Annotated in this window: 8 protein-coding genes; all 8 read left to right on the top strand. The window is 45.5% G+C overall.

What is annotated here, in order from left to right:
- Positions 1–30: 30 nt before the first annotated feature.
- The 8 genes from V1467_RS10035 (at position 31) to V1467_RS10000 (ending at position 12,935) form a co-directional block, all read left to right on the top strand.
- Positions 31–1,377: a sodium-dependent transporter gene (locus tag V1467_RS10035; protein WP_416304847.1), complete on the top strand. Its 1,347-nt coding sequence runs from the start codon at positions 31–33 to the stop codon at positions 1,375–1,377.
- Between the two features lie 46 nt (positions 1,378–1,423).
- Positions 1,424–2,887, top strand: coding sequence for a Na+/H+ antiporter NhaC (nhaC, locus tag V1467_RS10030; protein ID WP_416304846.1), 1,464 nt, complete (start codon positions 1,424–1,426; stop codon positions 2,885–2,887).
- 15 nt (positions 2,888–2,902) lie between these two features.
- Positions 2,903–5,530 carry an aminopeptidase N gene (gene pepN, locus V1467_RS10025; protein WP_416308681.1) on the top strand — a complete coding sequence of 876 codons (2,628 nt, stop codon included), beginning with the start codon at positions 2,903–2,905 and terminating at the stop codon, positions 5,528–5,530.
- A 34-nt stretch (positions 5,531–5,564) separates the two neighbouring features.
- Positions 5,565–5,786 (top strand): DUF2835 family protein, encoded by a 222-nt coding sequence (locus V1467_RS10020; protein WP_416304845.1) that lies wholly within the window; start codon positions 5,565–5,567, stop codon positions 5,784–5,786.
- Positions 5,787–6,037: 251 nt separating this feature from the next.
- On the top strand, positions 6,038–8,104 hold the full coding sequence (locus V1467_RS10015) for a DUF1302 domain-containing protein (RefSeq protein ID WP_416304844.1): 2,067 nt from the start codon (positions 6,038–6,040) through the stop codon (positions 8,102–8,104).
- 14 nt (positions 8,105–8,118) lie between these two features.
- Complete coding sequence (locus tag V1467_RS10010) at positions 8,119–9,483, top strand: DUF1329 domain-containing protein (RefSeq protein ID WP_416304843.1); 1,365 nt, start codon at positions 8,119–8,121, stop codon at positions 9,481–9,483.
- Positions 9,484–9,599: 116 nt separating this feature from the next.
- Positions 9,600–10,601: a WD40/YVTN/BNR-like repeat-containing protein gene (locus tag V1467_RS10005; RefSeq protein WP_416304842.1), complete on the top strand. Its 1,002-nt coding sequence runs from the start codon at positions 9,600–9,602 to the stop codon at positions 10,599–10,601.
- A gap of 9 nt (positions 10,602–10,610) precedes the next feature.
- Positions 10,611–12,935, top strand: a complete 2,325-nt coding sequence (locus tag V1467_RS10000; RefSeq protein ID WP_416304841.1) for an efflux RND transporter permease subunit — start codon at positions 10,611–10,613, stop codon at positions 12,933–12,935.
- Positions 12,936–13,015: the final 80 nt, after the last annotated feature.

The following is a 13,015-nucleotide window of genomic DNA, read 5'->3' as shown; positions in this document are numbered from 1 at the left end:
ACAATAATAATAAATGAAGCAGGTAATCATATGAGTGCACGGGGAGAGTTTTCTTCAAGGCTGGGTTTTATCTTTGCAGCTGCAGGATCGGCTGTCGGGCTGGGAAATGTGTGGGGTTTTCCAACCCAGGTTGCCAGCAATGGCGGAGCCGCCTTTGTTTTGGTTTATATTATTCTGGCCTTTGCGCTAGCTTACCCGGTATTAATGGCTGAATTGGTAATTGGCCGTGCTACCCGCTCCAATATGGTAGATGCATTAGGTAAAATTACCGGTAGTCCGATCGGGCGCGCCACTGGTATCTGGGGATTTATTACCGTTTCACTGATTCTGGCCTTTTATGCGCTGGTCGCCGGGGTGATGATGTCATTCTGTGTCGCCGCCGTGGGGGATTTAACCGGACTTGATGGACTGTCAAACTGGTTTACGGCGGATATGTCATCAGATACGGCTATTTATAGGAATATTATTTTTTGTGGCCTGTTTATGATACTGACGGCGTTTATTGTCTCTGGTGGCGTAAAAGACGGTATTGAACGCTGGTCGGTGCGCCTTATGCCTGCCTTGTTGATTATTATTTCATTGCTAATTGTCTATGTGTTGACTCAGGATGGCGCAATGGAAGGTTTAAAAAATTATCTATTGCCTGATTTTTCCAAAGTGTTTAAACCAGAACTGTTGCTCAGTGCGATGGGGCAGGCTTTTTTCTCTATGTCGTTAGGGGTGGGGACCATGCTGGTTTATGGTTCCTATATCAGCAAAACCGAGAAATTATCGACGTTAGGCGCATCGGTTGCGCTGGTGGATATCGGGGTGGCGATACTGGCGGGGCTGTTGATTATACCTGCCATGTATGTGGCAGCCCATAACGGTGTCGAGATTTTTTCTGATTCAGGCGAGTTGATAGCCGGCCCAAGTCTGATTTTCGCGGTATTACCTGCTTTGTTTGACACTATGGGCGGCGCCGGCAATGCCATCGCATTTGCATTTTTTGCGCTGATGATTATAGCTGCCGTCACTTCTTCTATTTCCATGCTTGAAGTGCCGGTTGCCTACATAGTTGAAAGTAAAGGCGTGGGTCGTAAAAAGTCGGTTTGGCTAATTGGCTCAGCGATATTTGCTGCCAGTATTGTGATCGCGTTTAACTTTGAACAATTATTTGGTTGGGTTATTGCATTAACCACCCAGTACAGTCAGCCATTGCTCGGATTAATGTTGTGTATTTTCCTTGGCTGGGTATGGAAGAGAAACAATATTCTGCAGGAATTGAAACACGGAGATGAACAGGTCGAACATTCATTGTTCTGGAAAATATGGCCTTGGTATGTTCGTTTCGTATGCCCGGTTATCATTATCTTTATGTTTTATCATTCATTGTAATCAATACTTAAAAGCCCTATGACTATTCTCAGGAGAAAATAATAATATGCCTGATCAACAACGCGTGCCCTCACTGACAGACGCATTGATCCCAATTGTGATTTTGGTGGCCTTATTGGCCGCTTCGGTGATGCTATTTAAAGACAACTCATCGTACGGTCCAAACCAGATAGCTCTATTGTTGTCGACGGGTATAACCGCAGTAATTGGTTTAAAAAATGGCTTTAAATGGAAAGATATCGAAAAGGCCATGATCGATGGTATTTCGCTATCTTTGGGCGCGGTGCTGATTTTGCTGGCAGTGGGGTCGTTGATTGGTACCTGGTTATTATCAGGCACGGTACCCACTTTGATTTATTATGGTTTGCAGTTGCTTGACCCTAGTATTTTTTATGCAGCAAGTTGCGTGATTTGTGCCATTGTAGCGATGAGTATTGGCAGCTCGTGGACCACGGCCGCGACTGTCGGTGTGGCGTTAATGGGGGTGGCCAATGGTATGGGATTATCCGAAGCGATTACAGCTGGCGCAATTGTGTCCGGAGCCTATTTTGGCGACAAGATCTCTCCTTTATCCGAGACCACCAATCTGGCGCCCGCTGTCGCAGGGACAGAATTGTTCGAGCATATTCGTTATATGTTATGGACCACTATTCCCAGTTTTGTCATCACCATTATTATTTTCGCCGTTCTGGGATTTAGTGAATCACAACAGGCGTCGAGCGGTAAAATTGCCGAAATCCAGCAGTTATTGGCTGAGCAGTTTAATATTGGCTGGCAAATGATTATTCCGCTGGTGGTTTTGTTAACCTTGGCGGTTCGCAAAATGCCGGCCTTTCCTGCGGTTACCATAGGGGCATTATTGGGTGCCATCTGGGCGGTTATTTTTCAACCTGAAGTTATCCAGAAACTGGCAAGTCCCGAGCACCAAGGTTGGCTAGCGTCAATAACCGTAACCTGGACAGCATTATTTGACGGTGTATCGATGGATACCGGCAATTCTGAATTGAATGATCTGCTTAGCGGTGGCGGAATGTCGAGTATGCTCAATACTATTTGGTTGATTATGTGTGCCTTGACCTTCGGCGCAGTGCTGGAAAAAGTCGGGCTGTTAAAGCGTGCCGTCAGTGTATTTCTCAAAGGGGCCAAATCAGCGGGGGATATGATTAGCCGAACCATTTTAACCTGCATCGGTACCAATTTAATTACTGCCGATCAATATATGTCGATAGTAATGCCGGGCAGAATGTACAAAGATGAATTTGCTAAACGAGGCTTACATCAGTTAAACCTGTCCCGTAGTCTTGAAGATGGTGGAACCCTGTCCTCACCCCTAATCCCCTGGAATACCTGTGGTGCCTATATGCATAGCGTGTTGCATGTCGATCCGTTTCAATACATTTTCTATGCGTTTTTTAATCTTATCAGTCCGGTTTTAGCCGTGATTTATGCCTATTTGGGGATTAAAATATTACGTATTGCACCGACATCTGAAGCTGCCGCACAGGCATAATATTTTGAGGTAATGATGAGTAGCCGTTTACCCGTCAGTAAAAAATTAGTTGATTACGCACCGGCCGATTTTCTAATTAGTTCCCTTGAGCTGCACTTTAAGCTGGACGATAGCCGCACCCGGGTGATAGCCACAAGTAACGTCAAACAGATAAACCCGGCTGCAACTGAATTATTGCTTGATGGCGTTGATCTCACCCTTATTCGGTTGGAAATCGAGGGGCATCCGCAGATCCGTTACCAGAAATCGGAAAGCGGTTTGCGTATTATCAATCCACCAGCACAGTTTGTGTTAACTATTGAAACTGAAATTGATCCTGTTAATAACAGCTCTCTGGAAGGATTGTATAAATCGGCGGGTACCTTTTGTACCCAGTGTGAGGCGGAAGGATTTCGCAAAATAACTTATTTCCCTGACAGACCAGATGTGCTGACCAAATATGAGGTTGTTATCGAGGCAGATAAAGCTCATTACCCATTTCTGCTATCTAACGGCAACAAGATAGGCGAAGGGGATTTAGCCGATGGACGTCATTGGGTTAAATGGCAAGATCCGTTTAACAAGCCTTGTTATCTATTTGCCCTGGTAGCGGGGGACTTTGATCTACTAGAAGATCAATTTGTGACCTGTTCCGGTAAAACTGTCAAGTTGCAGCTGTTTGTGGATAAAGGTAACGCCAGCAAAGGACATCACGCCCTGCAATCACTCAAAAAAGCCATGTCCTGGGATGAGCAAACCTATGGGCTGGAGTACGATCTGGATATTTACATGATCGTGGCTGTCGATTTTTTCAATATGGGGGCAATGGAAAATAAAGGCCTGAATGTATTTAACAGCAAGTTTGTTTTAGCTGACAGTGCCTCCGCAACAGATGAAGATTATTTTAATATCGAGTCTGTTATTGCCCATGAATATTTTCATAACTGGACCGGTAATAGAGTGACCTGCCGAGACTGGTTTCAGTTGAGCTTGAAAGAGGGGCTGACGGTATTTAGGGATCAGCAGTTCAGTTCGGACATGGCCAGTGCGGCAATCAACCGTATCAATAATGTAAAAGTCATCAGGGAGCACCAGTTTGCCGAAGACGCCAGTCCAATGGCGCATCCGATCCGGCCTGAAAGTGTCATTGAAATGAATAACTTCTATACGGTGACGGTATACAATAAAGGTGCAGAAGTGATTAGCATGCTGCATAAATTATTGGGTAAGCAAGGATTTCGTCGCGGGATGGATTTATACTTTCAGCGCCACGACGGCCAGGCCGTAACCTGTGATGATTTTGTTGATGCCATGGCTGATGCCAATCAACAGGATTTATCGGTATTCAAACGTTGGTACAGTCAATCCGGTACACCGCACCTTAGTGTGGATGCGAACTATGACCAGAATCAACGTAGCTTGCAGCTGACCTTGTCGCAAGTGACTCCTCCCACTGCGGATCAAAAAAATAAGCAACCGTTACATATACCGGTTGATATAGAGTTGTTGGATGACAAGGGCGAGGGGATCAAGGCATTAGCCAACAACGCAGCCCATCAAGTGATAAATTTGACCATCCCCAGCCTGGAGCTTGAAATAGCCTGTCCGGTAAAACCTGCAGCCATTTCGGTTTTACGCGAGTTTTCAGCGCCGGTCAGGGTTAAATTTGACCAAACGGACCAGCAACTTGCACATATTATGCTGCATGCCAGCGATGAGTTTTCACGTTGGGACGCCGGGCAACAGTTGTTGAATCGACATATATTGCAGGCTGTTCAACATAGTTCAGCTAATGAGGTAGGGCAATTATCCGCCAAATCACTGCAGCAACTAGAATTATCCATGCAAGGCATACTGTCAGACCACCAGATTGATCGTGCGTTACAGGCAGAAATGCTGGATATTCCAAGCTTTGAAACCCTGGCCCAATTAACCGAGAATATTCAGGTTGAAGGGTTACTTAAAGCCAAAAAATGTATTGAGCATCATTTGGCCTGCGCTCTTGAACAGCAATGGCATCAGCACTATCTGGCTAACTCGACCGACGCTTATCAGTATAATCAGACAGATGTCGCCAAAAGACGCATGAAGAATATTTGCCTGCGTTATCTGATTCTGGCAAACGAAGACCGTTATGCGGATTTGGCTTACCAGCAATATCAGCAAGCCGACAACATGACCGATACTTTGGGTGTATTGAGAGCTTGTCAGGATGGCGCGATAGCCGCATTTGACGAATTAATGAATGACTTTGAGCAACGCTGGCAAAATGATCCTTTGGTGATGGATAAATGGTTTGCCCTGCAGGCAAATGCAACTCGGCCAGATATATTATCAAGGCTGGAATTGCTCAAAGAGCATGCCGGTTTCAGTATCAGGAATCCTAACCGCGTCAGGGCGTTAATTGGCACTTTTGCTTTTTATAATACCCAAGGGATGCACAATATTGATGGTAGTGGTTATCGATGGTTAACCGACCAGCTTCAGGAACTGGACAGACTCAATCCCCAGGTTGCAGCAAGGCTGATTACACCTTTGTTGCAATATCAACGTTATGATCAAGTTCGCCAGGATTTGATCCGCAATCAATTATTACGCTTGGCCAATATGAGTAATTTGAGTTCGGATTTATATGAAAAAGTCAGCAAGAGTTTGGTTGAATAGCCAGATAAAGCTAGTCTAGTAAGTGTGAATATTGGTGAAAAGCTATTTTTTTCAAATTGATTTACCTTATAAGCATTGCGTCAATTTGTATACGCCGGGTGTAAACACCGTGGTTATCCCGGCGGAAAGTGGCGAAAAGGTAAAATTACCCAGTGTTAACTTACGCCCTTTTGTGCAGCAACGGGGTATTCATGGTCGATTTCGCCTGATCGTTGACGATAACAATAAAGTAAAGTCGTTTGAAAAAATCACTTAGAAATGGTTGCGATTTTTACTCGCTTATCCTGAAGAGGGCGAAACATAAAATACCGTCAATGTTAGCGGTGATAACTTAGCTAAATTCAGTTAAAACAGGTTTACATGCCTTATAAAACGGGTTGTTCAACTGGTACGATTTCTTCTTGCTAAAGCAAACAAATGATGTAATCATTTTGTTAACAATTATTAAAACGTTCTGCGTAAATCCTACAAGACGTATTGATGCAGCATCGGGGGAGACGATAAAAAATGAAGAATAAACCTCAATTGTTTAGAAAAACACCTGTCGCACTGGGTGTTACGGCGTTACTTGCCAGTATGGCGATGCCAGCGGCGGCAGTGAGCTGGAACGACGGAGACTGGTCAATCAGCTTTGACTCAAATTTCTCCCTAGGCACCAGTTATCGGGTTGAAGATCGTGACTGGAGCTTGATTGGCAACAGTAACCAACCACAATTTAACTGGGCTGGCTATAACGGCACCACCAATGTGGTTTATCCCTCAGCCGATATTTGGGGGCAGGCGAATGGTTCCTACTCCAATAACGGCGATAACAGCAATTTACTCTACGATCCGGGCAAGGCATTTTCTACCCTGTTCAAAGGCTCCCATGATTTGGATATTCGCTATAAGAATATGGGCATTTTTGTACGCGGTATGTATTTCTACGATTTTGAAATGATGGACGGTGAGCGTGAGTGGGCCAACCCTGTGTCCGCGGCCAACTTGGGTATTACCGAGCCCTTTGATCCCTGTTCTGATCCGCGTGCCAAAGAAGAACTCTGTACCGATGCGCGTTTTCTGGATGCATTTTTCTATGCCGACTTTGATTTAGGCAATATTCCTGTTTCTCTGCGTATTGGTGATCAGGTTGTCAGTTGGGGGGAAAGTACTTTTATTCAACATGGTATCAATACCATCAATCCTGTTGATGTGACACGTGCCCAATCACCGGGCGCCGAACTAAAAGAAGTGTTTATCCCTGTCGGGATGGTGTACGCGTCTTTCGGATTAACTGAAAACCTTGGCTTGGCTACCTATTATCAATATGAATGGGAACGCAGTCGTTTACCGCAATCCGGCAGCTACTTTTCGACTAATGATTTCGCTGGAGAGGGTGGCCAACAAGCACTGGTACAACTCGGTTTCACCGGTAATCCGGATATTGATCTGAATTTTCTGCTAGCCAATTTAAACGGGTTAGGGGATGCACTGAGAAGTGGCGCCGACCCCAGCCAGATATCACAGGCCTATTTGGGCTTTCCGACCAAGGTTGCGGTGCGTGGTTACAGTGACGCCGCTCACCATGATGCAGACGACTCCGGCCAATATGGGGTGAAACTGTCCTATTACGCGGCAGATTTTAACGATACTGAATTCGGTTTGTATCTGATTAATTATCATAGTCAGCGTCCGCTGATTTCAGGGATTACTTCTGATTTTACCGCCGCGGGAATTGGTCAGGATATCGCTTATCTTGCTTCCAACCAGATTACCAAAGATAACCTGACAGATTTACGAGCCTTTACCAAAGCTGAATTTGGTTACCCGGAAGATATCAAGTTATATGGCTTCAGCTTTAACACCACAGTTGGCGAAACGGCGTTAGCAGGTGAAATTGCTTATCGTCAGGATGAGCCGTTGCAGATTGATGATGTCGAGTTGTTATACGCCGGTATGCCACAACAGTTGGCGATTGCCGGTTTGCGTCCTGATTTGGAAGGTATTTCCCAGATGAATGATTATCTGGGCTACACACCAGGACCGGGAGAATCCGCGCCAGGCTATATTCTAAGCGACACGGTTCAGGCGCAAATTACTGCTACCCATTTATTTGGCCCGGCACTAGGTACCGATAACCTGGTATTATTAGGTGAAGTCGGTTACGTCAAAATTAATGATATGCCGGATCCTGATTTCTTGCGTCTGAATGGTCCTGGAACCAATCGCAGTGGCCCCATCCCGGGCAAAGCCGGTCTGCATATTGGCTTGTCGAACGGTCCCGAGACTAATCCTTTCCCGACCGATTCGGCCTGGGGTTATCGTATTTTGGCTAAAGCCGACTTTAATAACGTATTTGCCGGTATCAATATGTCGTTACGTGGAACCTTCTCGCACGATGTCGATGGTATTACGCCCGATCCCTTGTTCCTGTTTACCGAAGATAAAAAGTCAGCCAGTTTAGCGCTGGATTTTGATTACCTGAGCAAATGGTCTGCCAGTATGTCGTATAACGCGTACTGGGGAGGCGTAGGTACCACTAATGCTCTGGCAGACAGAGACTTTGTTTCATTCAACATTAAATATTCAATCTAGGGAGTAGTATTAATATGAACAAATTAGCCCTAGTCACGACAGCGATGACACTGGCCCTGAGTTCAACTTGCATTCAGGCGAAAGTCACGGAAGCTGAAGCGGCCAAATTAGGTACAGAACTGACCCCGATGGGAGCAGTAAAAGCCGGTAATGCTGACGGCAGCATTCCAGCCTGGACAGGCGGTATAACCGCGCCTCCAGCAGGTTATAAAGTGGGTGATCATCATCCAGATCCTTTCCCTGAGGATAAACCGCTATTTGAAATTAGCGCTGCCAATTATAAAGATTATGCTGAGCAGCTCAGTGACGGCCAGAAGAAGTTGTTTGATACCTATCCTGATACATACAAAATGAATGTTTATCAGACACGTCGTTCGGCTTCTTACCCTCAGTTTACTTATGATGCAGTCAAACAAAATGCGTTGAATGCAGAATTGGTGGAAGGCGGAAATGGAGTTAGAAACGCTTCAATTAGTGTTCCTTTCCCTATCCCCAAAAACGGCCTGGAAGCGATCTGGAATCACATTCTGCGTTATCGCGGCAGTGCGATTCAGCGTTTTGGTGGTCAGGCTGCGGTGACAGCCTCAGGTGATTACAATATTATCGGCTTTGATGATGAGTTGTTGGTCAAATATGCGGATAGAAGCCTGACACCTGAACAGTTAATGAAAGAAAACATGGTGATGAAGTTCAAGCAAAAAGTCACTTCTCCAGCCCGTTTGGCCGGCACTGCTTTGCTTGTTCATGAAACCATGGATCAGGTAAGGGAGCCACGTCAGGCATGGACCTATAATACCGGGCAGCGTCGTGTGCGTCGTGCGCCTAATGTGGCATATGATGCTCCAGGGACTGCGTCAGATGGCCTGCGTACCAGCGATGACTTTGATATGTTTAACGGTGCGCCGGATCGGTATAACTGGACGCTTAAAGGTAAGCAAGAGTTATTCATCGCTTACAACGACTATCGTCTGCACAGTGACAAAGTGTCTTACGAGGAAATATTGCAACCAGGGCACATTAATCCGGATCTTGTCCGCTATGAAAAACACCGGGTTTGGGTGGTAGAAGCTAATCTTAAGCCGGAATATCGTCATGTTTACCAGAAGCGGGTGTTTTATATTGATGAAGATAGCTGGCAAATCCAGATCGCCGATGTGTATGATAATCGCGGTGAGTTGTATCGAGTCGAAGTTGCCCATGGTATAAATTATTATGACGTTCCTACTCAATGGTCTACGCTGGAAGTCTATCATGACTTGAACTCACGCCGTTATTTGGCGTTGGGGCTGGACAATGAAGCCAGTATGTATAATTTCACCATCACACCGGATGACAGTGAATTCACCCCCCAGGCTTTACGACGAGACGGATTAAGGTAATTAATAAAATCCGGGACGGTTGGCTTAGCCAGCCGTTTTTATTTGTGGGGTAGATGCTCGTACATTGATGTCAGTGTTGGAAAGCTTGCCCTGATTAAAGGAGAAATATAATAAATATGAAAACTCGTAATGTTTCATTTTTAGCCGTTTGTATTTGCATCCTTTGTTTTCCCGTTGCGGGGCAAACGGGTATTGCATACATGGCACCGCTGGCCAAAGACTCATTATTGCTGGATATAGAGCCGGTCAGTAGTGAGAAAATTATCGCTGTCGGCGAGCGGGGACATATACTGGAATCAACTAATGGGCTTGACTGGCAACAGCAAGCTGTTCCCACCACGGCGACTCTGACCGGCGCGTTTTTTCTGGATAGCCATTTGGGCTGGGTGGTAGGTCATGATGCAACTATTCTGGTGACCCATGATGGTGGTCAAAACTGGGTTATTCAGCAACAGTTTCCCGAGCTGGAAAAACCCTTAATGGATATACATTTTTTCGATGCGCAACACGGCATTGCGATAGGCGCTTATGGGCTGTTTTATCGAACTGAAAATGGCGGAGAAAGCTGGAACCGGGAATTACACGCTGAACTGCTCGGTGAGGATGACAGAGCCTATCTTGATGATCTCAAAGCCGAAGATGAACAGCTTTATACCCAGGAACTTAGTTCTATTCTGCCGCACTTGAATCGCCTGTCTTCGGTGGTTGACGGACGTATTTATATGGCAGGAGAGGCCGGTTTATTGGCTTATTCGGACGATCGGGGACAAAACTGGCAACGTATGGATGTGGACTACTATGGCTCTTTTTTCGCGGTGCAACAACAGTCTTCAGGTAAGGTGCTGACGGCAGGATTACGCGGTAACATCTTCCGTTTTAGCGACGATCACTGGTTACCAATAGACTCACATACGACCTCGTCATTTAATTCTATTGTAGATTTAGCTGAACGGGGCACCTTATTTGTCGGCAATAATGGTCGGATGTTAATACTCAAAGCGGGTAAAACAGAACTGTCCCGAACCGCCGATGGCAAAGCCATTGTGGATGCATTAGTTTTTAAAGGGCAAATCATAGCAGCTACTGAAGCTGGTATTAAATTGCTTGACCTGAAGTAGGAAGACCATATGACGACAAAAAGAGTCATTGCGGTTTGTGAAAGTGCCATATTCAAAAATCGTGGCATCGTATTAAGCCTGTTTTTATTAGCCACAATTTTTTTGGCTTACCAAGCGATGCAGTTAAAACTGGACGCTTCATTTAGTAAAAATATTCCCCTGAATCATGAATACATGCAGAACTATGTTAAATATCAGGAGGATTTTGGTGGTGCCAATAGCATTCTGGTTGCCGTGTGTGACAGGGATAGCGATATTTTTAACCAGAATTTTTTTGATACATTGAAAAATGTTCACGATCAGCTGTTTTTTATTCCAGGTATTGATCGTTCTCAGGTTAGTTCCTTGTATTCTCCTGCCACTCGTTTTACTGAGGTGGTAGAAGACGGATTTTCCGGTGGACCCGTTATTCCGGCTGACTTTAGTTCGAATGATCCCAAAGCACTGGACAAGGTGCAGGAAAATATCGTCAAGGCCGGTATTGTGGGCAGAATGGTGTCAGATGATTTCCATTGCTCTATGGTCAGTGCCAGGTTATTGGAAATTAATCCCAATAGCGGAGAAAAGCTGGATACCATTCAATTTGCTGATTCGCTGGAAACCCAGCTTCGCGACAAATACGAAAACGATCAAATCAGTATTCATATTATCGGTTTTGCCAAAATGGTTGGTGACGTAGCCAATGGTGCTAAAGGGGTACTGGTGTTCTTTGCCATCGCCATCGCCATTACCGGTATTATGGTTTATCTGTTCTCCAAGTCATTGCAAAAAACGATTTTGACTCTGGTTTGCTCGGTGGTATCAGTTATTTGGCAAATGGGGTTATTAACCGTTTTCGGTTTTGGTCTGGATCCCATGTCTATTCTGGTGCCTTTTCTGGTCTTTGCTATCGGAGTGAGTCACGGCGTGCAGATGATTAATGCAGTGGGCAAAGAAGTCCGGCGGGGAATGACGGTATGTAATGCCGCCCAACTGGCTTTTGTCAGTCTGGCCTTGCCTGGCGGTATCGCCTTGCTATCAGATACTGTCGGCTTTCTGACTTTGTTGGTGATTGATATTGGCATTATCCGTGAACTGGCGATTACCGCCAGTTTAGGGGTGGCGGTCATTATTATGACCAATTTAATCTTGCTGCCCGTGCTGATTTCCTTTGTGACACTGGGAGATAAATTTAAAGGTCGATTTATTGAAAGTGCGGGTCGAGCTGACAAATATTGGCAGTTTATGTCCAGGGCCGCGACACCAAAAGTGGCGGTGTATATCGTTGCCATCAGTGTTGCGCTGTTTGCTTTCGGTTTTTATCAGTCAGGCAAGATGAAAATAGGTGATCTGGATAACGGCGCGGCAGCACTGCATGAGGACTCACGCTACAATCAGGACACCTTCCTTATTACCGATAAATTTGCCATTACTGTGGATTATATGTCGGTGCTGGTTGAAACTACCGCTGAAGGTTGTACATCCAATTCTGTAATGCAGGCAATGGACGATTTTCAATGGAAAATGACCAACGTAGAAGGGGTTCAATCGGCTGTCAGTTTGCCTTCGGTGGCCAAGATAGTCAACGCGGGTTATAACGAAGGCAATCCAAAATGGCGAGTATTACCGCGCAATCAGCAAACTCTGGTTCAAGCCATCGCCAGGATACCAACCTCGTCTGGTTTGCTAAACGGCGACTGTTCGGTGATGCCGGTAATATTGTTTATGGAAAACCATAAAGCAGAAACCATAGAACATGTCATCGACAAGGTTAAAGAGTTCAGAAAACAATATGAAAGTGACGATCTGAAGTTTTTGCTCGCTTCAGGCCCGGTTGGAGTTATGGGGGCGACCAATGAAGCCGTTAAAGCCGCCCAGGGACCAATGATGTGGTATGTATTCGGTGCCGTTATCCTGCTCTGTTTGCTCAGCTTTACCTCAATACGCGCTACATTGTCGGTTGTTTTACCTTTGTATCTAGTGTCTGTATTGGCGCAAGCCCTGATGACCTATCTGAATATCGGTCTGACGGTATCTACACTACCTGTTATTGCGTTAGGGGTAGGTATCGGGGTGGATTACGGTATTTACATCCTGTCGACCATGAATGAAAAACTGAAACAGAATATGCCAGTGCAGCAGGCTTATCTGGAAGCGTTGCAGGAGCGCGGCAGTGCGGTGTTATTTACCGGTATTACCCTGGCGATAGGTGTCAGTACCTGGGTGTTCTCGGCGCTGAAATTCCAAATGGATATGGGTATCCTGCTGACATTTATGTTTATTGTAAATATGCTCGGTGCCATTATCGTGTTGCCCGCCCTGGCAGCGCTATTTTGGTATAAAAAGAATCCCTGAACCGTCATTTCGGAAACAACCCCGGAGTGAGCCATGATTGGCTTGCCCTTTTTTTATGCCAATCTAATCGCTAATTGTAA

Origin of the sequence: Neptunicella plasticusilytica (genome assembly GCF_047922965.1) — a bacterium.
Classification (GTDB): Bacteria; Pseudomonadota; Gammaproteobacteria; order Enterobacterales; family Alteromonadaceae; genus Neptunicella; species Neptunicella plasticusilytica.
The sequence above is the reverse complement of the archived record's forward strand: the minus strand, read 5'-3'. Positions and strand labels throughout refer to the sequence as shown.

What these genes read in the sequence shown, in the direction of transcription:
- V1467_RS10035 (WP_416304847.1), top strand. Translation starts at nt 31, where the DNA reads ATGAGTGCACGGGGAGAGTTTTCTTCAAGGCTGGGTTTTATCTTTGCA.
- V1467_RS10010 (WP_416304843.1), top strand. Translation starts at nt 8,119, where the DNA reads ATGAACAAATTAGCCCTAGTCACGACAGCGATGACACTGGCCCTGAGT.
- V1467_RS10005 (WP_416304842.1), top strand. Translation starts at nt 9,600, where the DNA reads ATGAAAACTCGTAATGTTTCATTTTTAGCCGTTTGTATTTGCATCCTT.
- V1467_RS10000 (WP_416304841.1), top strand. Translation starts at nt 10,611, where the DNA reads ATGACGACAAAAAGAGTCATTGCGGTTTGTGAAAGTGCCATATTCAAA.
- nhaC (WP_416304846.1), top strand. Translation starts at nt 1,424, where the DNA reads ATGCCTGATCAACAACGCGTGCCCTCACTGACAGACGCATTGATCCCA.
- V1467_RS10015 (WP_416304844.1), top strand. Translation starts at nt 6,038, where the DNA reads ATGAAGAATAAACCTCAATTGTTTAGAAAAACACCTGTCGCACTGGGT.
- pepN (WP_416308681.1), top strand. Translation starts at nt 2,903, where the DNA reads ATGAGTAGCCGTTTACCCGTCAGTAAAAAATTAGTTGATTACGCACCG.